General features: G+C 71.5%; 19 protein-coding genes. 12 read left to right on the top strand and 7 right to left on the bottom strand.

Annotated elements, in window-relative coordinates; translation table 11 throughout:
- Position 1 precedes the first annotated feature (1 nt).
- Complete coding sequence (locus R4P08_RS13365; protein WP_317814385.1) at positions 2 to 2,080, top strand: acyl-CoA dehydrogenase; 2,079 nt, start codon at positions 2 to 4, stop codon at positions 2,078 to 2,080.
- 78 nt (positions 2,081 to 2,158) lie between these two features.
- On the opposite strand, the gene R4P08_RS13360 is transcribed toward R4P08_RS13365, so the two are convergent.
- Positions 2,159 to 3,739 (bottom strand): hypothetical protein, encoded by a 1,581-nt coding sequence (locus R4P08_RS13360; protein WP_317814384.1) that lies wholly within the window; start codon positions 3,737 to 3,739, stop codon positions 2,159 to 2,161.
- Between the two features lie 209 nt (positions 3,740 to 3,948).
- Here R4P08_RS13360 and mbhE point away from each other — a divergent pair, with 209 nt between their 5' ends.
- From mbhE to R4P08_RS13315, 9 genes are all read left to right on the top strand, one after another.
- Positions 3,949 to 7,083 (top strand): hydrogen gas-evolving membrane-bound hydrogenase subunit E, encoded by a 3,135-nt coding sequence (gene mbhE / locus R4P08_RS13355; protein WP_317814383.1) that lies wholly within the window; start codon positions 3,949 to 3,951, stop codon positions 7,081 to 7,083.
- Entirely contained in the window at positions 7,080 to 7,412 is a 333-nt protein-coding gene (locus tag R4P08_RS13350; protein ID WP_317814382.1) for a cation:proton antiporter subunit C, read from the top strand. Before mbhE ends, R4P08_RS13350 begins: the two co-directional genes overlap by 4 nt.
- Positions 7,409 to 9,049: a proton-conducting transporter membrane subunit gene (locus tag R4P08_RS13345; protein WP_317814381.1), complete on the top strand. Its 1,641-nt coding sequence runs from the start codon at positions 7,409 to 7,411 to the stop codon at positions 9,047 to 9,049. The genes R4P08_RS13350 and R4P08_RS13345 overlap by 4 nt, the downstream gene beginning before the upstream one ends.
- Positions 9,046 to 9,378: a Na+/H+ antiporter subunit E gene (locus R4P08_RS13340; protein ID WP_317814380.1), complete on the top strand. Its 333-nt coding sequence runs from the start codon at positions 9,046 to 9,048 to the stop codon at positions 9,376 to 9,378. Before R4P08_RS13345 ends, R4P08_RS13340 begins: the two co-directional genes overlap by 4 nt.
- A gap of 34 nt (positions 9,379 to 9,412) precedes the next feature.
- Complete coding sequence (locus R4P08_RS13335; RefSeq protein ID WP_317814379.1) at positions 9,413 to 9,685, top strand: monovalent cation/H+ antiporter complex subunit F; 273 nt, start codon at positions 9,413 to 9,415, stop codon at positions 9,683 to 9,685.
- Between the two features lie 5 nt (positions 9,686 to 9,690).
- On the top strand, positions 9,691 to 10,041 hold the full coding sequence (locus R4P08_RS13330) for a monovalent cation/H(+) antiporter subunit G (RefSeq protein WP_317814378.1): 351 nt from the start codon (positions 9,691 to 9,693) through the stop codon (positions 10,039 to 10,041).
- 109 nt (positions 10,042 to 10,150) lie between these two features.
- Positions 10,151 to 11,464, top strand: a complete 1,314-nt coding sequence (gene mgtE, locus R4P08_RS13325) for a magnesium transporter (protein WP_317814536.1) — start codon at positions 10,151 to 10,153, stop codon at positions 11,462 to 11,464.
- Positions 11,465 to 11,617: 153 nt separating this feature from the next.
- Positions 11,618 to 12,742 (top strand): TIGR03857 family LLM class F420-dependent oxidoreductase, encoded by a 1,125-nt coding sequence (locus R4P08_RS13320; RefSeq protein WP_317814377.1) that lies wholly within the window; start codon positions 11,618 to 11,620, stop codon positions 12,740 to 12,742.
- Positions 12,739 to 13,800: an aminoglycoside phosphotransferase family protein gene (locus tag R4P08_RS13315; protein WP_317814376.1), complete on the top strand. Its 1,062-nt coding sequence runs from the start codon at positions 12,739 to 12,741 to the stop codon at positions 13,798 to 13,800. Before R4P08_RS13320 ends, R4P08_RS13315 begins: the two co-directional genes overlap by 4 nt.
- A 105-nt stretch (positions 13,801 to 13,905) precedes the next feature.
- Here R4P08_RS13315 and R4P08_RS13310 read toward each other — a convergent pair whose 3' ends face one another.
- From R4P08_RS13310 to R4P08_RS13300, 3 genes are all read right to left on the bottom strand, one after another.
- Positions 13,906 to 14,385, bottom strand: a complete 480-nt coding sequence (locus R4P08_RS13310; protein ID WP_317814375.1) for a DNA starvation/stationary phase protection protein — start codon at positions 14,383 to 14,385, stop codon at positions 13,906 to 13,908.
- Positions 14,386 to 14,468: 83 nt separating this feature from the next.
- Positions 14,469 to 15,995, bottom strand: a complete 1,527-nt coding sequence (locus R4P08_RS13305; protein ID WP_317814374.1) for a catalase — start codon at positions 15,993 to 15,995, stop codon at positions 14,469 to 14,471.
- A 52-nt stretch (positions 15,996 to 16,047) separates the two neighbouring features.
- Positions 16,048 to 16,494 (bottom strand): Fur family transcriptional regulator, encoded by a 447-nt coding sequence (locus R4P08_RS13300; RefSeq protein WP_317814373.1) that lies wholly within the window; start codon positions 16,492 to 16,494, stop codon positions 16,048 to 16,050.
- 129 nt (positions 16,495 to 16,623) lie between these two features.
- Here R4P08_RS13300 and R4P08_RS13295 point away from each other — a divergent pair, with 129 nt between their 5' ends.
- Positions 16,624 to 17,514, top strand: a complete 891-nt coding sequence (locus tag R4P08_RS13295) for a universal stress protein (RefSeq protein ID WP_317814372.1) — start codon at positions 16,624 to 16,626, stop codon at positions 17,512 to 17,514.
- Positions 17,515 to 17,636: 122 nt separating this feature from the next.
- Here R4P08_RS13295 and R4P08_RS13290 read toward each other — a convergent pair whose 3' ends face one another.
- The 3 genes from R4P08_RS13290 to R4P08_RS13280 all read right to left on the bottom strand — a co-directional run bounded on the left by R4P08_RS13290 (position 17,637) and on the right by R4P08_RS13280 (position 21,329).
- Entirely contained in the window at positions 17,637 to 19,241 is a 1,605-nt protein-coding gene (locus R4P08_RS13290) for a hypothetical protein (protein WP_317814371.1), read from the bottom strand.
- A gap of 31 nt (positions 19,242 to 19,272) precedes the next feature.
- On the bottom strand, positions 19,273 to 20,064 hold the full coding sequence (locus R4P08_RS13285) for a SurA N-terminal domain-containing protein (protein ID WP_317814370.1): 792 nt from the start codon (positions 20,062 to 20,064) through the stop codon (positions 19,273 to 19,275).
- A gap of 149 nt (positions 20,065 to 20,213) precedes the next feature.
- A complete protein-coding gene (locus R4P08_RS13280) occupies positions 20,214 to 21,329 on the bottom strand; it encodes a hypothetical protein (protein ID WP_317814369.1) in 1,116 nt (371 codons plus the stop codon).
- Positions 21,330 to 21,424: 95 nt separating this feature from the next.
- Between R4P08_RS13280 and R4P08_RS13275 the strand changes: the two genes are divergently transcribed.
- Positions 21,425 to 22,963: an MFS transporter gene (locus R4P08_RS13275; protein WP_317814368.1), complete on the top strand. Its 1,539-nt coding sequence runs from the start codon at positions 21,425 to 21,427 to the stop codon at positions 22,961 to 22,963.
- Positions 22,964 to 23,155 lie beyond the last annotated feature (192 nt).

Here is a 23,155-nt window from a genome sequence, read left to right as displayed (position 1 = left end):
CATGACCTCCGAGACCGACGTCCAGAACGCCGCCGCCCCCGGGGCCTCACCCCTGACTCCCCCCGTGGACCGTCCCAACTACGGCCGGACCACCAGCACCGGCCCCGGTGACGCCGCCCTCGCCGCAGGACTGCAGAAGGTCCTCGACGGCCACTGGGCCGAGGCCCGCAGGTTCACGCGCGAAGCCATGACCCCGGACATGCTCAATCCCATCGGGCTGACCATGGAGGAGCACCGCGACCACGTGCTGGCCCAGCTCCAGCGCCTGGCCGACTCGGGCATGCCCGGGCTGGGTTTCCGTGAGGAGGACGGTGGCACGGGCGACACCGGCGGGGCGCTGACCTCGTTCGAGATGCTGGGTCACCTGGACCTGTCCCTGATGGTCAAGGCCGGCGTGCAATGGGGCCTGTTCGGGGGGGCCATCGCCAACCTCGGCAACTCCGAGACCCGCAAGAAGTACCTGCCGGGCGTAATGTCGCTCGACCTGCTCGGCTGCTTTGCCATGACCGAGATCGGCGGGGGTTCTGACGTGCAGAACCTGGAGACCACGGCGACGTTCGACCGCGGGACCGGCGAGTTCGTGATCCACACCCCCACCCCCAGCGCGGAGAAGGCCTACATCGGCAACGCGGCCCGGGACGGCCGGATGGCCGCCGTGTTCGCCCAGCTCATCACCTCCGCCGACAACGGGGACGACCTGCGGCACGGTGTGCACTGTCTGCTCGTGCCGATCCGCGACGAGGCCGGCAACGACCTGCCTGGCGTCACCACCACCGACCACGGCCACAAGGGCGGTCTGCCCGGCGTGGACAACGGCCGCATCCGCTTCGACCACGTCCGCGTCCCCCGCGAGGCACTGCTCGACCGGTTCGGGGCCGTCGACGCCAGCGGCGAGTACTCCTCCCCCATCGACTCGGTGGGCGCCCGCTTCTTCACCATGCTCGGCACGCTCATCCGCGGCCGGGTGTCGGTGGGCGCGGCCGCCGGCGCGTCAGCGCGCACCGCGTTGGCGCTGGCCGTGCGGTACTCGCTGGGGCGCCGCCAGTTCGACCACCCGGAGACCGGCACGGGCATCCCGCTGCTGGAGTACCGCGAGCACCAGCGCCGGCTCATGCCACGGGTCGCCCGCGCCTACGCCTACGCGTGCGCCCAGAACGCGATCATCGCCGAGCTCCACGAGTTCGAGAAGAACCCCGAGGCCTTCGACGAGGTCCGTCGCCGCGAGATGGAGACCCACGCGGCGGGCATCAAGGCCACCGTCACGGCGTTCGCCAACGACACCATCATCGAGGCCCGCCTCGCCTGCGGTGGCGCCGGGTACATGGCCGAGAACTTGATCACGGAGATGCGCAAGGACTGCGACGTCTTCTCGACGTTCGAGGGCGACAACATCGTGCTCACGCAGCTGGTGGGCAAGGAGCTGTTGAGCTCCTACGCTGCGGAGTTCGGCGACATGGACCAGCGCGAGACCGTCGCGTTCGCCCTCAGCACCGCCGTCGACGTGGTGCAGGAGAAGGCCCGGGCGTCCACCCTGTGGCAGAAGCTCGTCGACACGGTGACCGACCGTGAGAACACCGACCTGCTCGACCGGGGCAACCAGCTGGAGCTGCTGGTGGACCGCGAGGAGCACCTGCTGGAGACCGTCGCCCGCCGGCTGCGCAAGGCGCAGGGCCAGGACGGCTCGGCGGCGTTCAAGGTGTTCAACTCGGCCCAGGACCACCTCCTGCAGGCCGGCCGCGCCCACATGGACAGCTGGGTGTTCGCCCGCTTCGCCGAGTCCGTGGACTCCTGCGAGGACCCGGAGGCCAAGGAGGTCCTGGGGATGCTGTGCGACCTCTACGTGCTCGACATCGTCGACGGCGACAAGGGCTGGTTCCTCGAGCACAACCGGCTGACCACCGAACGCACCAAGGCCGCCACCTCGGCCCGGAACCGCCTGTGCACCAAGCTCGCCGGGAAGGCCCGCACCCTGGTGGACGCGTTCGCCATCCCCGAGTTCGTCTTTGACGTGCCCATGCTCACCGGAGGCGGCGTCGACGCCCCGTTCGAGGTCGCGCCCGGCGCCGGGCAGCTCCCCTAGGCTGCGCGGACACCGCCAGCCCGCACCGCCCGTCTCCCTGTCCCCGACTGGGGGCTCAGGTGAGGCGGGCGGTCTGCGTCAGGTGAGGCGGGCGGTCTGCCTTGTCCCTGCCAACCGCGCGGCGAGCATCGAGCACACGGCCACCGCGGCGAGCACGGCCGCTCCGGTCCAGGCCACGGCGGTGGGGCCGGCCAGCAGCACGGCGTCGAGCGCGGCGGTGGCCTGCCCGGCCGTGGTCCCCGAGGTGATCGCGACGGCCGCCGAGGGCGCGCCGCCGGCGACCCACACCCACCACGCCACCCCGATCGAGGCCCCTGCCAGGACCACTCCGACCAGGCGGCCGGGCCACGCCCCGAGGACCGTGACGAGTCCGTGCCACAGGGCGCTGGAGGCGACGACGACGAGGGCCACCAGGCCCACGACCGCAGCCGCTCCGGCTGCGGACGGGGCCTCCGCGGTGGCCAGCGCCCACGCGGACAGGCCCGCGGTCAGCACGACCAGCGCGAGTGCGGTCTCGGCGATCGGGTTGCCGGGCCGGCGGACCAACTGGACTAGCAGCGCCCCGAGGACCGCCGCGGCCGCCACCGCGAGGATCCCGGCGGAGGTGCGGCGCTGCGAGTCGTCGGCGGCCACCGCGGCGGCGGTTCCCGCGTCTCCCTGTTCGGCGGCCAGGGCCCGTCCGGTCTTGCCGATCGACTCCTGGGTGCGGCCGGCGGAGTCGGCGACGCTCGCGGCGCCGTCGCGCAGGCTGCCCGCGCCGTCGGCCAGTTCGGCGGCGCCGCCGGCGAGTTCACGTGATCCCCGGGTGGCCTCATAGATCCCGTCGCGTAACGGGGCGCCGGGTGCGGAGAGCTGCCGGGCGAGTTCGTCGGCCCCGCCCTCCAGTTGATCGAGCCCGCTGAGGGTGTTCTGGTCCATGCCCTGGCTGGCGAGCTGGCCCTTGAGCCCGGTGAGCGCCTCGCGGGCGCGGACGACCTCGGGGGCGTCCCCCTGGAGCCGGGACAGGGCGTCGTCGATCGCGGTCGACACCTGCCCCTGGATCACGGCGACGCCGCGGACCGCGCCCACCACCTGACCGACCCCTCCGGCCAACTCGGTGGCGCCCGTCCCCGCCTGACCCATCCCCGCCTGGAGCTGCTCCATGCCGGTGGCCAGTTCCTCGCTCCCCGACCGCAGCTGCTCGGCGCCGTCGGCCAGGTCGGAGGAACCCGAGCGCAACTGCTCGGACCCGGCCACAGTGAACGACGAGTTGGCCGAGGCCTCTGACAACGCCGACCTCAGCGGGCCGCCCGCACCCGGTGCGGCCTCCTCCTGCTGAGGGGTCGGACCCACCACGGCCCAGAGCGCGGCCAGGATCAGCGGCAGGACGATGAGCGCCAGGCCCAGGATCCGGCGGACAGGGCCCGCGCCCCGCCTCCCGCTCGGGCGGGCGGGCCGCTCCGTCCCCGGCCGGTCGGCCTGCTGGTCGGACTGCTGGTCGGACTGCTGGTCGGACTGCTGGTCGGACTGCTGGTCGGACTGCTCTGATGCTGGCCGGTCGCCTGGTCCGGGGTCGGTCACCGGCAGGACGTCGGTATCCGGCAAGGGGTCCGGCGAGGAGTCTGCGTGCGCCGTGGCGCCGGTGTCCGCTGTCTCCGAGGGGGTCTCCGAGGGGGTCATGTCCGGATGGTAACCGCAGATCGGAGACGTTCCCGCAGGTCATCCGGCACGCCCCCGCATCCGGGTCCGAGGTGGTTGGTAAACTCGCCCCACGTCCTCGTCACGCCCGCCCGCCGTTCATGCAGCAGCCCACGCCGTAGTCCACGTGGCAACCCACGCCGCAGTCCGCGCTGCAGCCCGAGCCGAAGTCCGCGCCGCAGGAAGGAGCCATGAGCCCCGTCCTGAGCCCGGTATTGGCGATCGCCTTCGCCGGCCTGGCCACGTTGCTGGCGTGGCCACTGACGCGGTGGCTCGGCCGGGGTGCGGGCTGGCCGCTCGCGGCGCTCTACCTCCTCGGCGCGCTGGCGCTGCTGCCGCAGCTGGGACTGATCGCCTCGGGGATGCCCATTGAGGTGGTTCACGCGCCCTGGGTGCCCGCCCGCGACTGGACCCTGGACGTCTTCGCCGACCCCACGGGGCTGCTGTTCGCGATGCTCGCGCTGGTGATCGGCGCGATCGTGTTGATCTACTCGTCGTCGTATCTCGACCGCTCGGTCCCGGACGCCGCCACCGGGGGCGTCCGTCGGATCCAGCACTACGGTTTCTTCCAGCTCATGACCTTGTTCACGGTCTCGATGCTGGGGCTGGTGCTCACCGATTCGCTGGTGCTGCTCTTCGTCTGTTGGGAGCTGACGTCGCTGGCGTCGTTCGCCCTGATCGCCAACTCGGGTCGGGCCGCGTTCGCCGCCGCGTTCCGAACGCTGACCGTGACGTTCGTCGGTGGGCTCGTGCTGCTGGCGGCGGTGGTGGCGATCTGGTTGCGGACCGGAACCACGTCGATCTCCGAGGCCCTGGCACACGAGGTGTGGACCACGGATCCGGGTTTCACCGCCGCCGTGGCGGTGGCCGTGGCGGTGGCCGCGTTCACCAAGTCCGCCCAGTTCCCGTTCCACTTCTGGCTGCCCGACGCCATGGCCGCGACCACCCCGGTCAGCGCGTACCTGCACGCCGCGGCCGTCGTGAAGGCGGGCATCTTCCTGCTCATGCGGTTCTCGCCCGCCTTCCACGACGTGCCGGTGTGGAACGCGCTGCTGGTCTCGGTGGGCATGGGCACGGCGGTCATGGCGGCGGTGTTCGCTCTGCAGAAGACCGACCTCAAGCAGCTCATGGCGTACTCCACCGTCAGCCAGCTGGGCTGGATCATCGCCGCGATCGGGGTGGGGACCCAGGAGGCGCTCGCCGCCGCCGCGCTGCACACGCTCGCCCACGCGCTGTTCAAATCCGGGCTGTTCATGCTGGTCGGGGTGGTGGACCACGAGGCCGGCTCGCGCGACATCCGCGAGCTCGGCCCGCTCTGGCGGCGGATGCCGTGGTCGTTCGGCTCAGTCGTCCTGGGCGCCGCCGCCATGGCCGCCGTCCCGCCCACACTGGGATTCGTCTCCAAGGAGTCGATGCTCGTCGCGTTCGGGGACGTGGCCGGGGGACATCCCGTGGCGGTGACGGCGCTGCTCACCGCGGCCGTCGTCGGGGCGATCCTGACCTTCCTCTACTGCGCTCGCATCGTCATGGGCGGCTTCCTGGGCGTGTACTCCCGCGGTCGCGCGGGTGACCGGGGCCCCGCCGCCGTCCGTGATGTCTCGACGGTCCACGAGGCCCCGGTGAGGCTCTGGCTGCCCGCGGCCCTGCCCGCCGTGATCGGGCTGCCTGTCGCGCTGGCGGTGTGGGTGCTCGACGTGCCGATGTCGGCGATCGCGGAGGCGGCGGCGGGCCCGTTCGGATGGCCGCCGGTCGAGCCCGGAGCCGCGGCCAGGTACGGCTCCCCGTCGTTCCCGGCGGTCATCGACGACCTCACCCACGAGGCCCACTTCACCCTGTGGCACGGGTTCACCCTCGAACTGGGCCTCACCGCGCTCATCCTGGCCGTCGGCGCCCTGCTGGTCTGGCGGCGCGGAATCGTCGACCGGGCCCTGGACCGCGACCTGCTGCCGTTCACCGGCGCCTCGGCCCTCGAGTCCCTCATGGCTTCGACCAACCGCGCGGGCCGGGCCCTGGTCCGCCCCACCGCGTCGGATTCGCCCGCCCGCCACGTCGGTGCGCTGCTGGCGACCGTGTGCGTGTACGCGATCGGGCTCGGCGGCTGGGCGCTGGCGTCCGGCGCCGGCATCCCGCCGCGCGTCGGCGGCCTCGACCGGGCGATCGACGTCATCCTGCTCGCGGTGATCGTGGTGGCCGTCCTCGGGTTGTGCGCGGCGCGCTCCCGCCTGGCCGCGGTGGTCCTGCTCTCCGCGGTCGGTATCGCCGTGACCATCCAGATCTTCGGGCTCGGCGCGCCGGATGTGGGACTCACCCAGTTGCTGGTCGAGGCGCTGACGATCATCGTGTTCATGCTGATCCTGCGCCGGTTGCCGCGGGACTTCGTCGCCCCCACGCGTGGGCGCCACACCGCCGCCATCGCGCTGGCCGTCCTCTCGGGGGTCGTCGCCACGGTCGCCGCCCTGGTCTTCACCGGGCGCCGTGAGCGTTCCCCGCTCGGCATGTACCTGCTCGAGAACGGGCCCGAGATCACCGGCGGCGGCAACGTGGTCAACACGATCCTCGTGGAGTTCCGCGCGCTGGACACCTTCGGGGAGGTCGCCGTACTCGGCGTGGCCGGGATCGCGATCCTCGCGGTCCTCGGTTCGGTCCGTGCCACGGCCGCCGCGATCGAGCCCCCGCCGGATCACGACCAGCTACCCGGCACGGAGCAGAGCACCGGGTCGGCCGCCGACGCCATCGAGGACGCCATCCGCAACACCGCGCCGCTGCGCCTGCTCGCCCGCGGGGTGACCCCGATCCTGGCCGTGGTCTCGGTGATGCTGCTGTGGCGGGGCCACAACGAACCCGGCGGCGGCTTCATCGCGGCACTGGTCGCGTCGTGTGCGTTCGCGCTCATCTACCTCGCCCGCGAGTCGGACTCGCCGGTGAGCAAGCCCTCCACCCCCGTCGCGCTCATCGGGGGCGGACTCCTGGTGGCCGGGTTCACCGGGGTCGGCGGGTACGGGCTCGGACAGTTCCTCGAGCCCGCCCACTGGTACGTCGCCGGGCAGCACATCACCAGCGCGCTGATCTTCGACCTCGGCGTGTTCGCGGGCGTGCTCGGGCTGGTCATGACCGCGTTCAACACCCTCGGCGCGGGCCGGTCCCCCGCCGAGGTGGTGCCGGGCCCCGACACACCGACGGCCCGCCGGGGCGGTCCGGTGAACGGTCCCCGTGGACAGGGCCCGCGCGGACGGGGCCCGCGCGGCGCGGAGACCGAGAGCGAGACCGGTACCGGGACCGGGACCGGGACCGGGACCGGGACCGACATCGAAGAGGCCACGCGATGACCCTCGCCCTGATGATCGGCGTCCTGACCGCCGGCGGCGTCTACCTGATGCTGCAACGCGGCATGGTCCGCGTGGTCTTCGGTCTGTCCCTGCTCACCCACGCGGTCAACCTCATGCTGCTGACCGCGGGCGTCTCCGCATGGCGGGCCGAGCCCCTGGCCGGGGTCAACAGCGCCGAGGTGTCCGCGGACCCGCTGCCGCAGGCATTCGTCCTCACGGCGATCGTGATCGCGTTCGCCGTGACCGTGTTCATGCTCTCCCTCGCCGTCGTCAGCCGCGACGACGACACGCACGAGATCCCCGCGACCGGTGAGGAGCACGAGACGTGACCGCCCTGCTCCTCCCTCTGCTGGCGGCCGTGCCGGTGCTGGCCGCCGCACTCGCCGCGATAGTCCCCGCGCGGGCGTTCGGGCGCGTGCTGTCCCTGGTGGTCCCCGCCGCGACCTTGGTCGCCGGCCTCGCCCTGCTCGTGCACCACCACTCCCGACCCGTCATCGCCACCCAGGTCGGCGGCTTCGTCCCCGGCGTGGCGATCCCGTTCGTCTCGGACGCCTTCACCGCCCTGATGCTCACCGCCACGGGCGTGGTCGCCCTGACGGCCCTCGCGTTCTGCGCACAGACCGGTGAATTCGACCGCAGCCGGTACTTCGCCCCACTGGCGCTGCTCCTGCTGGCCGGCGCGAACGGCGCACTGCTCACCGGCGACCTGTTCAACCTGTTCGTCTTCGTCGAGGTCATGCTCCTGCCCTCGTACGCGCTCATCGCCATGACGGGCACCTGGCGACGCCTGGGCGTGGGCCGGTTGTTCGTGGTGATCAACCTGCTCACCTCCACCCTGCTGCTGGCGGGCGTGGCCTTCGTCTACGCCACGGCGGGGACGGTCAACCTGGCCGTTCTCGCCGGCGCGGCGGCCGAGGACGGCCGCGTCGCCGCCGCCCTGGGCATCGTGGTGATGGCGCTGTGCATCAAGGCCGGCGCGGTCCCCGTCCACGGCTGGCTTCCCCGCACCTACCCCGGCACCTCGGCCGGGGTGATGGCCCTGTTCTCGGCGCTGCACACCAAGGTGGCGCTCTACGCGATCATCCGGATCTGGGCCACCGCGTTCGACCTCGACCCCACGTGGGGTCGTGTCATCCTGGTGGTGGCCCTGGTGACGATCCTCTGGGGCGCCGTCGCCTCGGCCGCGCCCGTCGGCGCGCGCGAGATCCTGGCCTGGCAGATGGTCTCCGGCGTCGGCGTGATCCTGGCCGCGCTCGCCGTGGCGCAGGCGCCGGGCGGGGCGATCGTCTACATGCTCCACCACATGGTCACCATCGGCGCGTTGGTCCTGCTCATCGGCGCCGCCGAACACGTCTACCGCAGCGGCGAGCTCGGCGGACTGTCCGGACTGTGGCACAAGGAACGCCCGCTGGGCGTGCTCCTGGCGCTGGCCATCGCGGCACTGGTCGGACTGCCCCCCACCTCGGGACTGATCGGCAAGCTCGAGGTCCTCACCGCCGCCGTCACGACCGGCGGAGCGTGGGGGGTGGCCACCCTCGTCGTCGTCCTCCTCGGTTCGCTCATCGGGTTGGTGGCCATGCTCCGGCTGTGGGGCGGCGTGATGTGGCGCGGGGGCGCACGCGGTGGCCCGGGCCCGATCGCGCCCGTGATCGACGACGACCAGCGGGACGGCGGACTGGGGCTCGACGACGACAGGCGCAGCACCCCCCGCGTGCCGGCGCGACTGCTGGTGCCCGGTGGCGCACTCGTCGCGGTCTCGGTGGCGCTCTTCCTGGGCTACGGGGCGGTGGCCCCCGAGGTCGACCGCGCGGTGGCCGGGCTGGTCGACACCGACGGGTACGTCGACGCGGTGCTCGGTGGCGGAGTACTGCCCGGCGGCGCCGAGGTCCTGCCCGGCGGCGCCGAGGTCCTGCCCGGCGGCGCCGACGACGCGCTGACCGCCACGACCATCGGGGGCGGGTCGTGATCGGCCGCGTCCTACGGGCCCCGCTCGTGCTGGCCTGGCTGCTGTGGAACGTCGTGGTCTCGTCGTGGGCGCTGACGCTGACAGCGTTCACCCCCGGCCCGATCGGGTCACCCGTGCTGGTGCGGTATCCCATGCGCAGCCGCACCGACGTCGAGGTCACGGCGCTGGCGTGGGCCATCACGGTGACCCCCGGGACGCTGGTGACCGTCATCGGCGACGACGAGATGTGGGTCCACGTGGTGCTCGGTGGGCCGCGCGAGGAGATGATCGAGCTGCTCGCGCAGACCGAGGACCGGGTCCTGTCCGTCCTGCGAGGTGAGCGACCGTGATCTCCCCGCTCACCGTTCTACGAGGGGATGGCTCATGAGCACGCTGCTGTCCGTACTGCTGGCGGTGTCCACCGTTATCGTCGCGGCGAGCATGCTGGTCGCGGCGATCCGCGCGGTCCGGGGCCCGGGTGACGCCAACCGCGCCGTGATGGCCGACCTCAGCTACTTCTGCGCCCTGGCGCTGTTCGTGATGTTCGTGATCCGCGAGAGCTCGGCCGTCGCACTGGACGTGGTGATGCTCGGTTCACTCATCGGCGTATTGTCGACGATCGCGCTGGCGCGACTGCTGTCGCGGGGACGGAGGTGACGGCGATGGGCGGCTCGGTGCTCTCGGACCTGCTGATCGGTGTGCCCGCACTGCTCGGTTCCCTGTGCTTCCTCGTGGCCGCGGTGTCCATGTCCCGGGCAGGCGACGCGCTGACCCGGATCAACATCCTCTCCGTCGCCACCGGCCTGGGGATGATGATGTTCGTCATCGCCGCCTACGTCAACGACCTCACCGCGGGATTCCGGTGGCACTCCCTCCTCACGGCCCTGGTGGCTCTGGTCGCGACGGTGGTCGTGACGTCGGTCGCCTCCATCACACTCGCCCGGGCCGCCTACCGCTCGGACGGCCGACTGGACCCGCGGACCGCCTACGACGACATCGCCGAGGAGGGCTGACGTGGCCCCGTCCGGTGACCGCAGCGAGGACCGGGGCGCCCGGGGCGCCCGGGATTCGGGACCCCGGTCCACCGAGACCCTCCGGGACCCGGCCTCGGCCGCCCGCAGGATCGACGCCCTCCTGGACAGCGAGGACCTCCACGGCGCGGCCTCGCTGGTCGAGGGCATGCCGCCGTGGCTCGTCGTGGACATCCTCGAACGCAGCACCGCCAAGGACCGGGCGGTGCTGTTCCGGCTGCTGTCCAAGGGCGCCGCCCACGTCGTGTTCGAGGCGCTCGACCCGCCGGTGCAGTCCGAGCTGATCCGCGGACTCCAGGCCGACCGCGTCAGCCAGATCTTCGCCGACCTCGACCCGGACGACCGCGCCGGGCTCGTCGACGAGTTGCCGGCCAACCTCGCGACCCGGCTGCTGCGCGGGCTCTCCGCGGACGAGAAGGCGCTGACCGACACCGTCCTCGACTACCCGGCGGGCTCGGTGGGTCGCCGGATGACCCCGGAGTTCGTCACCACCCACCCCGAGACCACCGCGGGCGAGACCCTCGAGCGGGTGCAGCGCCGGATCGACGACGTCGAGACGATCTACGGCCTGCCCGTGACCGACGGCCAGCGCCGACTGGTGGGGATCGTGGGCCTGCGCACGGTGATGCGCGCCGACCCCGCCACCCCGATCAGCGCCCTGATGAACGAGGCCGTGACCGCCCGCGCCCGCGAGTCGGCGGAGACGGCCGCGCGCCGGTCGGCGGAGGAGCGGCTCATCGTCCTGCCGGTGGTCGACGAGGAGTACCGCCTCGTCGGCATCCTCACGTTCGACGACGCCCTGCGGGTCCTCGAGGACGCCGAGTCCGAGGACACCGCCCGCCAGGGTGGCTCCGAGCCACTGCGTCGTCCCTACCTCACGACGCCCGTCCGCTCGCTGGTCCGCTCCCGCGTGGTGTGGCTGCTCGTGCTGGCGCTGGGTGCCGCGCTGACCGTGCAGGTGCTCGAGGTGTTCGAGGCGACCCTCGAGCAGGTGGTGGTGCTGTCGCTGTTCGTCCCGTTGATCATCGGCACCGGCGGCAACACCGGCAACCAGGCCGCCACCACCGTGACCCGGGCCCTGGCGCTCGGCGACGTCAGTCCCCGGGACGTACTGCGGGTGATGCTGCTGGAGGTCCGGACCGGCGCGACCCTGGGTCTGGTCCTGGGGACCGCCGGGTGGGCGGTCACCGGACTGATCTACGGCGCCGACCTGGGGATGGTCATCGGGCTTACGCTGCTGGCGCTGTGCACCATCGCCGCGACGGTGGGCGGGATGATGCCGATCCTCGCCCAGTCCGTCCGCGCCGACCCGGCGGTGTTCTCCAACCCGTTCATCACCACGTTCGTCGACGCCACCGGCCTGATCGTGTACTTCCTCATCGCGCGGGCGGTCCTGGGCCTGTAGCGGGGCGGGGCTCGCGGGGTCGCGGGGCTTTCGCGGCGGCTCGCGCGGAGGCGGATCTCACGCGCCGGATCGACCGGGGGAACCGGCGCCGAGCAGCTAATGTGACAGGTGTCACATCCGGCGAGCCGGAGCCCCGACCGCCGGAAGGCCCCTATGCCCCACCACGACACCGCCGAACCGCTGATGTCCGAGCTGGCCTGTTACGGCCTCGCCGGGCACAGCGCCTCACCCGCCGACCTCATCGCGGAGGCCGCCCGGGCGGAGGAGTTGGGGCTCGGCTCGATCCTCCTGTCGGAACGCTTCGCCCTCAAGGACGCCGGGGTCATGGCGGGCGCCGCCGTCGCAGCGACCACCCGGATCGGCGTCGGCACCGCCGCGACCAACCACAACACCCGCCACCCGCTGTCCACCGCGACGATGGCGGCCACGCTGCACCGGATGTCCGGCGGCCGGTACGCGTTCGGGCTGGGCCGGGGCATCCCGCTGCTGTTCGACATCATGGGCCTGCCGCACGTCACGTCGGCGCAGCTCGAGGACGCCATCGGGATCTACCGCACGCTCTGGAGCGGCGGCGCGGTCATCGGCCACGACGGCCCGGCGGGCAAGTATCCGTACCTCGTGCAGGATTCCTCCTTCGACGAGGACATCCCGATCCTCCTCATGGCCATGGGCGACAACTCGCTCAGGCTGGCCGGACGGATCGCCGACGGGGTCGTCCTCCACACCTTCATGTCCGACGCGGCGGTCGCCAGATCGATTCGGTTGGTCCGCGAATCCGCCGAACGCGCCGGACGCGACCCGGCGGCGGTCCGGGTGTGGTCGGTGATGGCCACCATCGAGGACTCACTCGACGAGACCGCGCGGCTGCGCAAACTCGTCGGCCGCCTGGCCACCTACCTCACCGGCTACGGGGAGGTGCTGGTCCGCGTCAACGGCTGGGATCCGGCCGGGCTCGAGAAGTTCCGCGCCGACGAGCGCCTGTCCGCGTACTCCGGCGCGCTCGACGCCGCCGACGACCTCGACCTGCTGCGCCACGCCCGCGACGTGCTGCCCGACGAGTGGCTGGCCTGCGCCGCGGTCGGCAGCGCGGAGCACTGCGCGGACCGCATCGAGGGCCAGCTCGCGCTCGGCGCGGACTCCGTGGTGCTGCACGGCGCGACTCCCGATGAGCTCGCCCCCGTGCTGGCCGCGTGGCGCCTGCGGCGGGACCCCGGCCGGTTCGCCCATCTCGATCCCAACCCCGGACGATTCCACCAGCGTGAGGACACCCCGTCATGACCAGCATCCAGTCGAGCCCCGCGGTTGTCTGCACCCCGGAGGAGGTGACCGCCGAGTGGCTGTCCGAGGCCCTCGGCACCGAGGTCAGGTCGGTGCGGACCGAGGCCGTGGGCACCGGCCAGATCGGCTGCTGCGTACTCGCGCACGTCGACGGCGACGGGTTGCCGCGGACCCTGTTCGTCAAACTCCCGAACCCCGACGAGGGCATGCGCCCACTGCTGCACGGCGTGTACCGCAGCGAGGTGCTGTTCTTCTCCCAACTGGCCGCCACGGTCGCCGTGCGCGTTCCGCGCTGCCGGTTTGCCGCACTCGGGGAGCGGGAGGGCGACTTCACGCTCATCCTCGACGACGCGACGCCGCTGGTCCAGGGCGATCAGCTCGCCGGCCTGACAGTCGACGACGCCCGTGACTGCGCCGTCAACCTCGCCGGGCTGCACGGCCCGCGGTGGTGCGATCCCACGCTCCGGGATATCGGCGGACTCTCCTGGCCGTCGGTGGAGGACAACGTCACCCTGCAGGAGCTCGGCGGGCCGGCGCTGGAGGCCTTCCTGGCCGAACTCGGCGACCGTCTCGACGACGAGGAACGGCAGATCATGTCCGAGATCGCCCCGCTCATCGCGCAGTGGGCCAACGGCCGGCCCGAGCGGTTCGGTCTGCTGCACTCCGACTACCGCGCGGACAACATGCTGATCGACCCCTCCGGAGGTGCGGCGTCCCTGGCCTGCGACTGGCAGACCCTGACCGTCGGGCTGCCCGGGCGCGACCTGGGCGGGTTCCTGGGATCGAGCCTGGAGGTCGGGGATCGCCGGGCAGCCGAGCGCGGGATCGTCGCCGACTACCACCGCGCGCTGATGGGACACGGGGTGACCGACTACTCGCTCGAGGCGTGCTGGGACGACTACGTCTACGGACTGCTGCAGACGCCAGTGGTCGGGATCTTCGGCTGGATGTACGGCACCCGGACCGCGCGGGGCGATGAGATGTTCGCGCTCCTCATCCGCCGCGCCTGCCGGGCGATCGCCGACCATGACGCCCTCGCGGTGGTCCGGGCCGGTTGAACACAGCTGAGCCCGAACACAGCAGAGCCCGATCCCGCAGGTCGCGGGATCGGGCTCTGTCACCGGGCCGTCGTGACGCCCGGCGCGCTCACGCCGTCGTGGTCATCAGACCGACTGTGCCTGCCACATCCAGTGCAGCTGCTCCAGCCGACCGCTGATCCCGATCAGTAGGTCCTCGGTCACCGGGTCGGCCTCGACCTTCCCGATGTTCGTGCGGATCCGCTTGATGGCGGCCTCGAGGGCCTCCGTCATGACCAGCACGATCTTGTCGTCGGACGCGAACTCCGCCGAGATCTCGTCGAGCGCGGTGTTGGCCGCGACCGTCTTGGAGCGGCCATCCGGGCTGACGCCCACCGCCGTCGCCCGCTCGGCGACCTCGTCCGTGAACGCACGGGCGTCGGTGACGACCTCGTCGAGCGCGAGGTGGACGCTCCGGAAGCGCGGGCCCACGACCGACCAGTGCGCCTGCTTGGCGACCAGCGAGAGGTCGATCAGGTCGACGAGCGACTCCTGCAGGGCGCCCGCGACCGCTTCCTGCGCCTCGGCGGGGACGAATGAGGTGAACAAGCTGGTATCAGTGGCCATGGATGGCCTCCTCTCTGACCCGGGTGCCGGGTCGTGAAAGCGGATCGGATCGTGCAGTCAGGCGCTGCCGGCCTGCCGGCTGATCACTCCTGCAGACGGTGATTACCGCGCGGGCCGGCCTCGACGCGGGTCTTGACCGCCTCGCACAGGCCGGTGTCGACGGCCGCCCAGTAGGCGTACACGCGGCCGAGCAGCTCGGTCTCGGACGGATCGATCGCACTGACGTGGCCGGCGATGTTCGAGGCGAGCCGGTCACGGGCCGCGTCGTCCAGCACGTCGCGGTACAGCGTGGTGGCCTGCACCTGGTCGGTGTCCTCGATGTGCGGGGTCACGTCGCCACGGTGGATCTGCGAACCCTTGGTGTCCCACTCGCCGAAGTCGAAGGCCTTGGCGGGATCGGCGGTGGGGCCGGCGATCGTGTTGGGGTGATACTCGGCCTGCGCCGGGTGGGGGAACTCGTACTGCATGCCACCCTCCTTGGAGTAGGAGTTGACGGGCGAGAGCGGCGAGTTGACCGGCAGCTGCTGGTAGTTGGCACCGATGCGGTAGCGCTGGATGTCCGGGTACGCGAAGACGCGGCCCAGCAGCATCTTGTCCGGCGAGAAGCCGATGCCCTTGACGATGTTGGTGGGCGCGAACGCGGCCTGCTCGATCTGCGCGTGGTGATTCTGCGGGTTCCGGTTCAGCGTCATGGTGCCGACCTTGCGCAGCGGGTAGTCCTTCTGCGACCAGGTCTTGGTGAGGTCGAACGGGTTGAAGCGGTAGTTGTCCGCCTCGTCGACCGGCATCACCTGGACGTGCAGGTCCCAGGAGGGGAACTCACCCTTGCGGATCGTCTCGTAGAGATCCTCGCGGTGGTAGTCGGCATTCTCCCCGGCGAGCTTGTCCGCCTCGGCCTGGGTGAGGAACTCGATGCCCTGGTTGGTCTTGAAGTGGAACTTGACCCAGTTGCGCACGCCCGAGGCGTTGATGAACTGGTAGGTGTGCGAGCCGAAGCCGTCCATGTGACGCCACGTGGCGGGGATGCCACGGTCGCCCATGAGCCAGGTGACCTGGTGGGTCGACTCGGGGCTCAGCGTCCAGAAGTCCCACTGCATGGCGTGGTTGCGCAGGCCGGAGGCGTTCTTCCGGCGCTGCGAGTGGATGAAGTCCGGGAACTTGATGGCGTCGCGGATGAAGAAGACCGGCGTGTTGTTGCCGACCATGTCGTAGTTGCCCTCGTCGGTGTAGAACTTCAGGGCGAAGCCACGCGGGTCGCGCCAGGTGTCCGGGCTGCCCTTCTCACCGGCGACGGTGGAGAAGCGGGCCAGCATCGGCGTCGTGACGCCCTTCTGGAACAGGCCGGCGCAGGTGATGTCCGAGATGTCCTCGGTGGTCTCGAACTGGCCGAAGGCTCCGGAGCCCTTGGCGTGCGGGATGCGCTCGGGGACGTTCTCCCGGTTGAAGTGGGCGAGCTTCTCGATCAGATAGAAGTCGTGGATCGGCTGCGGACCCTGCTGGCCCACCTGCGCGCTGAACTCGTCGTGTGGAACCGGCTGGCCGCTGTCGGTGGTGGTGGCAGCGTTGGGTGCGAAGTTGCGTACGCCGCGATCGGCGGGATGAGTGCTCACTTGGGTTACTCCTCGTCAGGGTCGGGTGATGGTGCGGGAGTGGTCTGGATTCTCAGTCTGCGACGAGAAGGGCTCGCGCCGCCTGACATTCGGGACATATGCCCCAGTAGTTGACCTCTGCTTCATCTATCTCGAAGCCGTGGTCCCGTTCGGGCTGCAGGCAGGGCGCATGCCCGATCGCACATTCGACGTCCTCGATCTGGCCACAGAGCCGGCACACGAGGTGGTGGTGGTTGTCCCCGGTGCGTCGCTCGTACCGCGCCGGGGAGCCGGCCGGTTCGATCCGGCGCATGAGCCCGACTTCGGTGCACACCCGCAGCGCGTCGTAGACGGTCTGCGTGGACACCGCGCCCAGACGCTCCCGCACCTGTGCGGCGACGTCCTCCGCCGCGATGTGGGGACGATTATCGACGACGGCGAGGACCGCGAGCCGCGGAGAGGTGACCCTCAGCCCGGCCGACCGGAGCAGCGCTCCGGGGTCTCCCAACTCCGTTGTCATGAGCACCACCATAGCCCACAATCTGGAATTACTCCAGAATGGGATCGATTCCGGTCTGGGGCCGTCCCCGATGCGTCGCGGCAACGGCGCCGACTAGGCTGACCGGCAACCAACGAGCAGGAGGACGCCATGTCGGAGACCGTCATCGGACCGGTCGTGTGTGGTTACGACGGCTCGCAGGATGCCCGCCGGGCCGTGGCCTGGGCCGCTTCGTGGGCCCGTGACCACGGCGCGACTCTCGAAGTGATCTCCGCCGACCGCGCCGTCGGCCGCGTGGTGGCCTTTGACCAGACCGCCCGCGAGAACGTCGAGGGCGCCATGCGCGACCAGCTGGTCGAGCTGACCGCCGACGTCCCGGCCACTTTCCACGTGGTGGCCGACAGCCCGGTGAGCGCTCTCGTCGAGGCCTCCCGCCGCGCGTCCGCGGTCATCGTCGGCAGCCGCGGGCTCACCCCGCGCGAGGACTTCGCGATGGGCTCGACCTCCGCCGGCGTGGTCGAGCACGCGGCCTGCCCCGTCATCGTGATCACCCCGCACACTCCCGAGGCCCCGCGCACTCCCGACACCTCGAGCACTCCGGATGCCCCCAGCGGCGGCCCGGTCGTGCTGGCCGCCGATGGCTCGCCGGCCGGTGATCCCGCCGTCGCCTTCGCCTTCGCCGAGGCCGAACGGCGTGGGACCACCCTGCGCGTGATCCACACGGTCGAGGTCCCCAAGCTGCCCGGTGCCTCGCTGTTCGACCTCGACACGCTGGCCGAGAGCGTGCTCGCCGAGGACGAGCAGGAGGTCACCGACGCCCTCGCCCCGCACGAGGCCCGGCACCCCGGGGTGTCCGTCGACCTGGTCCTCGTGGTCGGCGAGCCCGCCACCACGATCTCCGACGAAGCCGCGGGGGCTGCACTCCTGGTCACCGGGTCCCGCGGGCACGGCGGATTCGCCGGCCTGTTGCTCGGTTCGGTCAGCCGGCGACTGCTCCAGACGGCGCCGTGCGCGGTGGCGGTCGTCCGCCCCACCGAATAGAGCCCCGCTCCCCCGCGGTTGGCGGACCTCACCTCCCAGTCGGCGGACATCTGGCCCGCTCCAGGGCCGATTTCTCGCGAATCCTGTCCGCCGACTGCGGTGGGAGGTCCGCCAACGGCGTCCTAGGGCGGGCCGATGCGGAGCATCCGCGTGAGGGTGGGCTGCCACATGACGCCCGGGGCGTCGCCGCGCGAGACGATGGTGCCGGTGAGTTCCATCGGCTCGTCCAGCGGTGCGTGGCCCACGAAGCCGCGCATGACCTCTCGGCCGGTCTCCACATCTGTGGAGGTCACGTCCACCGGGCCGAACTTCTGCGCCAGCCCCTGGGCAAGAAGGGGATGGTCCAGAGCGGGATGGTCCAGAGCGGGGTGCGCCCCGGGCGGGCCGTAGGCCAGGGCGTGGATGTGGCCGTCGCCGGTGGTGAGCTTGGGCAGCGACGCGGTCCGAGTAAGCGAGGTCCACGCGCGACCGCACGAGCCGTCCGCATCTCCAGCGCCGTCCGCGCGCACGTCGATGCGGGTCATCCCGCCGGTGTACGGCGCGGAGGCTGGAACGGCGGGTCCGTCGACGGCGAACGGCGGGTACTCGAAGCCGTAGGTGTTGACCAGCACCAATGCGCCGGAGAACGCGATGATCGAGTTCTCCGTGGCCGCGGGCCCCTCGATCAGCACGCCGTCGGGCGCCACGGAATCCGGGGCGAGCGTGGTGGCGAAGGCCGGCATCCGGCACACCTGCGAGCCGTCGTCGCGGCGCAGGACGATCAGATCGGGCTGGTCGGCATCGTCGGTGATCGCCACCAGCGAGTCATCGGGGCCGAAGTAGGTGGGCGTGGTGCCCGATCCGTGCGCGAGCAGGCCGGGCTTGCGCGCCGGGCCCACCTCGTAGCCGTGCCGCCAGCGCACGACCGGCGTCCCGTCTGCCTCGACATCGATCTCGTAGAGGGCGCGGGTGGTGATCACCGAGGCGCCACCCGGCCGGGCCGTCAGCCCGTTGGTGATCTTCTCCCCTGCCGGCAGGGCGAGGGTGCGCAGCTCGTCGTCGTCGTCATTTACCCCGTCGTCGCCCGGTCGCACGGTTCCCACCACCCCGCCCGACGTCGCGAACCAGACCCGCCCGTCAAAGGCCGGGGTCAGGCCGGTGACCGCGTCGCCGGGTGGGACGGCCGCGGTCAGGTCGGCCATGACCTCGACCGTCATCCGCCAGGTCCCGTCCGGGTCGCGGTGGTGCCCGACGGCGAGGAGCCTGCGGTTGCCGTCAGCGACCACCACCCGGTCGCGGTCGTCGAGGTAGCCGTAGACGCCGCCGAGGAGCGCGCCCTTGGCCAGCTGCACCTCGGCCAGGACCGCCGCGGTGTCCGGGTGGAGGAGCTTGACGGTCGGCGCGAGCGGGGTGGGCGGGTTGAGTCCCACATAGGACGTGCACAGCGCGACCGGCATGCCGTCGGAGCCCACGAACACGGTCGAGCAGGTGGCGCCGGTGAGCCCACCGACGATGGCGGGGGTCGCGCCGGGTCCCCGCCCGGGGAGGGTGTCGGTGGAGGCCGCGTCGCCGTGGACCGTCGAGGTGCCGGCGGGCCCGAGACCGGGCGGCGACACCGGCACCGGGGGCTGTGCTCCGGATTGCGCTGCGGCCGCGGAGGCGCCGAGGACCACCACGCACGCCACCGCCGCCGCCACCGCCGCGGTCAGCCTCGTGGTTGCCGCGAGAATCTGCCGGTGTCGGGTCATGCCCCTGATCTCACCACGCCCGGGCGGGGCTCTAGAGGTGTTCGGTCACGTCCGCATCCCGGCGAAGCTCCTCGGAGAACTTCTGCATGGCCTGCGCCTGCTGCTCGGACAACAGCTGCTTCTCGACCTCGCCGCGGACCTGCTCGAGCGGGGGCAGCTGCCCGCCGCCCGACTGACCGCCGCCGGACATCGCCTGCTGCTGGGCCAACTGCTGGTACCCGGCCTCGACCTCCTGGTCGGTCACTGAGAACTCGCCGTACTCGTCGACGATCAGCTTCTCCACCAGGAGCTGCTTCTCGATCTGCTCCAACACGTCGTCGCGGTTCATCCCCTGCTCGCCCATCGCCGCGATGAACTCGTCGGTGCTGGCCTGGTTGGCCTGGGCGAACCCGGCGAGCGCCTTGTCGATCTCGGGTTCGGAAACCTTGAGACCGCGGGTCGCGGCCTCCTGCCGCAGCAACTCGCTGCCGACCAGCCCCTCGACGATCTGCTTCTTGAGCTCGTCGGAGTCCACCGGCTGCCCGGTCGACTGCGCCTGCGCTTCCATCTGCGCGTACTGGCTCTGGAAGACCGAGACGAACTCCTTCTTGGTCACCTCGGTCCCGTTGACCTCGGCCACCGGGTCCGGGATGTCGGCGGTGTCCGGGCCCGCGCCACCCTGCCCGGGGTCGGCATTCGGGTCGGCATTCGGGTCGGCCTGCTCGGCCGCTGCCGTCGGTTCGCTCTGCGCCGCCTCGTCGTCGTCGCCCGGGGCGCTGCAACCCGCCGCGATCAATACGGACCCGGCCGCGACCGCGACCACCTGCCATTTACTCCTGCGCACTCGATCTCCTCACGTTGATGGGTGCATGGAGTCGCCGAGGCTACACATCGGAGTTAGGCGGGAACTGAGCGCGAGGACGGGGCGCGGTCCTGAGCGCGAGTCCGGGCCGCGAGGGCGTGGCCGATGGACGCCCGCCGCGAGGTGGCCGATCAGAAGCGGAGGATGGCCCCCTCCGCGACGTCCTTGGGCAACGTGCCCACGACCACGACCGAGCCCGAGGTGGCCAGCACGTGACCGATCGCCGAGTCGAGGTCGTCGGGGCCGTGATCGGCGGCGCACCGGCGGCGCGTGACCAGCAGCGTGTCCACGCGTCCCTCGCGGGCCGCGCGGAGGATGTCGGAGCCACCGCCGGCGATCGAGCGCCCGGCACCGATCGCGTCGCCGAAGCGCTTCGCGTCCGCGTCGGCCTTCTTCTGCATCGCCGGTTGCACCACGGCCCAGGCGCGCCCGTGCAGGTCCCCCGGCGACAGGGCGTCCGGGTTACCGGCGACCACCTCGTCCACCAGGTGGCCGTAGTTGAGGTATCCCCGGAACTGCGGGAGGTGCTCGGTCACCGCCGCGAGCACGACAGGGCGCCGGTCGTTGGGCCGTAGCGCCTCCTGCAGTCCCTGCGCGACCTGCCGCAGGAACTTCTCCAGTTGCACGTCCCCGACCTCGGCACCGGTGCCGTGACTGTGCACCACTCCCCCGCCACCCGCGCCCGCGCCGAACCTCTGCTGCTGGTGCGGCGGCGGCTGCGTGTCGCCGGCCATGTCCTCGATCGAGGACGGGATCGAGCCCAGGTCGAGCTCGCGGATCGTGGCGGCGGTGCCCTCGAGGAGGCGGACCTTGTTCTGGCTGCCCGCGAGTACCAGGAACTCTCCGTCCCCGACCGCGGCCGGGGCGATCGCGCGGACGGCAAAGTGATCGCTCACGTGGACGATCTCGGGGAAATTCTCGGTCACGCGGTAGGCGCGCGAGAACCCCTTGGAGGCGTAGAGGGCCAGGCCGTCGGCGAGGTGGCGCCAGAACTCGTCGTCGTCGAGCAGCGCGACGAGCGGTCGGAGGATCTCGGTGGCCTCCTCGGCCGAGGCGCCGTTCGCCCTGAGCCCGGCGTCGGCGTCCTTGATCAGGGCTCGGGCGCGGATCGGGTTCTCGCGGACCCCGGCTCCACCGCGGGCGGTGGGGAGGAAGATCGACACGGCCCGGCCGGTGGTGGTTCCCAGCTGGGCGAGGTCGTCGGTGGTGATCGGATCGACTTCTGCGGTACGGGTGACATCAGCCATAGCCTGACGCTACTGACCGCGGCGGTGTGCGGTGGAGGTGTGATCGGGTTGTTGTAGGAGCGTGATCTTGAACCGACGCGGCTACCATCGCGCACGTGACCGACCAGCCCGTGGTGCCCTCGGACCAGCCACCCGTGAGTACCGCGCGGGTGCTCACCACGCTCATGGTCCCGCTGTTCATGGCGCTCCTCGCGCTGTCGGTGATCAACGTGGCGCTACCCGTGATCGGCCCGGCCCTCGGCGCCGACTCGAGCGGCCTGCAGTGGGTGGTCTCCGGTTACGCGCTGTCGTTCGGTCTGCTGCTGGTGCCGTCGGGGCGCCTCGGGGATGCGACCGGCCGCAAACGGCTCTTCCTCGCGGGCGTCGCGGTGTTCACCCTCGGTGCCGTGTTCGCCGGGGCGGCAGCGACCATTGAGATGCTCAACGCCGCGCGGGTGGTGCAGGGCATCGGCTCCGGCATGCTCAACCCGCAGACCTTCGGGCTGATCCAGAAGTACTTCCGGAAACAGGCCCGCGCCCGTGCGTTCGCCACCATGGCCACGACGGTCTCCGTGGCCACCGCCTCCGGACCGTTGTTCGGCGGGCTGCTCATCCAGGCGCTCGGGGACAACCTGGGCTGGCGGGCGATGTTCCTGGTCAACGTGCCGCTGGGCATCCTCGCGCTGGTGCTGGGTCACCGCTGGCTGCCCGACGACCGCGCGATCCCGACGCCGGCGGGACGAGATATCGGCGGGTCAAAGGCCCGTGCAGGCGACATGGCACGCCTGGAGATCGACGACGACGACGAGGTCACCGCCCCCGTCGCCCCGCCAGTGCGGCGCAAGCGGCTGGACCTGGACCCGGTCGGCATCGCGCTCCTGGGCGTGGCCGTCCTCTCGATCATGCTGCCCTTCCTCAACCGGGACGCGCCCCCGGTGCACTGGGCGCTGGTGCCGCTCGGGCTGCTCCTGCTCGGGGGGTTTGTCTGGTGGGAGCGCCGCTACGAGCGGATCGGGCGGCCGCCGCTGGTCAACCCGGACATCTTCCGGGACCCGGCGTTCCGCAACGGCATGATCATCGTCTCGATCTACTTCGTGGGCGGCACGAGCCTGTGGATCGTCATGCCCATGTACCTGCAGTTCCACCTGGGCTACGCGCCCATCAACTCGGCGCTGGTCAGCCTGCCGGCCTCGATCTGCGCGGCATTCTCCGCCCAGATCGCCGGCCGGTATGTGCTGCGGCTGGGCCGGCGGATGGTCATCACGGGGTTCTGCCTCACCATCACCGCGTTGCTGACGTTCATGCTGCTCGCCGGCCTGGTCGAGTCCGGAACGGTGGGCTACCTGATCTTCATGGCCCCCGCCACGCTGATGGGCCTGGCGCAGGGCATGACCATCTCCCCCAACCAGACCCTCACGCTGCGGGCGGTCGACCCCGCGTACGGCGGGGTGGCCGGCAGCATCATCTCGCTGGGCCAGCGCATGGGCACCGCGATCGGCACGGCGATGGTCCCCGGCGTGCTGTTCTGGGTGGTCGAGACGCACGGCGACTGGCTCCTGGCGTTCCGATCGGCCCTCGGGCTGATCGCGGTGCTAGCCGCGGGCGCGCTGGCGTTCAGCATCGTGGACCGCCGCCGCGAGAAGCGCAGCGCCTGACGGGCTTCACTCAACGCCTCCCGCCTCCGCCGATCCCAGTTGGCGGACACCCCCCTCAACCTGGCGGACTCCAGAGGCGAAATCCGGTCCGAAAACCAGCGAGATGTCCGCCGGGTCGCGGCGCGTGCCCGCCAACGCGTACGTGGAGGTACCGCCATGCCGGGAACAGCGAACCCCCGCGACCCCTGAAAC

The organism is Rhodococcus sp. IEGM 1408, from assembly GCF_033142235.1.
Taxonomy (GTDB): Bacteria; Actinomycetota; Actinomycetes; order Mycobacteriales; family Mycobacteriaceae; genus Dietzia.
This window is presented reverse-complemented; position numbering and strand designations above follow the sequence as displayed.

What these genes read in the sequence shown, in the direction of transcription:
- R4P08_RS13365 (WP_317814385.1), top strand. Translation starts at nt 2, where the DNA reads ATGACCTCCGAGACCGACGTCCAGAACGCCGCCGCCCCCGGGGCCTCA.
- R4P08_RS13360 (WP_317814384.1), bottom strand. Translation starts at nt 3,739, where the DNA reads ATGACCCCCTCGGAGACCCCCTCGGAGACAGCGGACACCGGCGCCACG.
- mbhE (WP_317814383.1), top strand. Translation starts at nt 3,949, where the DNA reads ATGAGCCCCGTCCTGAGCCCGGTATTGGCGATCGCCTTCGCCGGCCTG.
- R4P08_RS13350 (WP_317814382.1), top strand. Translation starts at nt 7,080, where the DNA reads ATGACCCTCGCCCTGATGATCGGCGTCCTGACCGCCGGCGGCGTCTAC.
- R4P08_RS13335 (WP_317814379.1), top strand. Translation starts at nt 9,413, where the DNA reads ATGAGCACGCTGCTGTCCGTACTGCTGGCGGTGTCCACCGTTATCGTC.
- R4P08_RS13330 (WP_317814378.1), top strand. Translation starts at nt 9,691, where the DNA reads ATGGGCGGCTCGGTGCTCTCGGACCTGCTGATCGGTGTGCCCGCACTG.
- R4P08_RS13320 (WP_317814377.1), top strand. Translation starts at nt 11,618, where the DNA reads ATGCCCCACCACGACACCGCCGAACCGCTGATGTCCGAGCTGGCCTGT.
- R4P08_RS13315 (WP_317814376.1), top strand. Translation starts at nt 12,739, where the DNA reads ATGACCAGCATCCAGTCGAGCCCCGCGGTTGTCTGCACCCCGGAGGAG.
- R4P08_RS13310 (WP_317814375.1), bottom strand. Translation starts at nt 14,385, where the DNA reads ATGGCCACTGATACCAGCTTGTTCACCTCATTCGTCCCCGCCGAGGCG.
- R4P08_RS13300 (WP_317814373.1), bottom strand. Translation starts at nt 16,494, where the DNA reads ATGACAACGGAGTTGGGAGACCCCGGAGCGCTGCTCCGGTCGGCCGGG.
- R4P08_RS13295 (WP_317814372.1), top strand. Translation starts at nt 16,624, where the DNA reads ATGTCGGAGACCGTCATCGGACCGGTCGTGTGTGGTTACGACGGCTCG.
- R4P08_RS13290 (WP_317814371.1), bottom strand. Translation starts at nt 19,241, where the DNA reads ATGACCCGACACCGGCAGATTCTCGCGGCAACCACGAGGCTGACCGCG.
- R4P08_RS13280 (WP_317814369.1), bottom strand. Translation starts at nt 21,329, where the DNA reads ATGGCTGATGTCACCCGTACCGCAGAAGTCGATCCGATCACCACCGAC.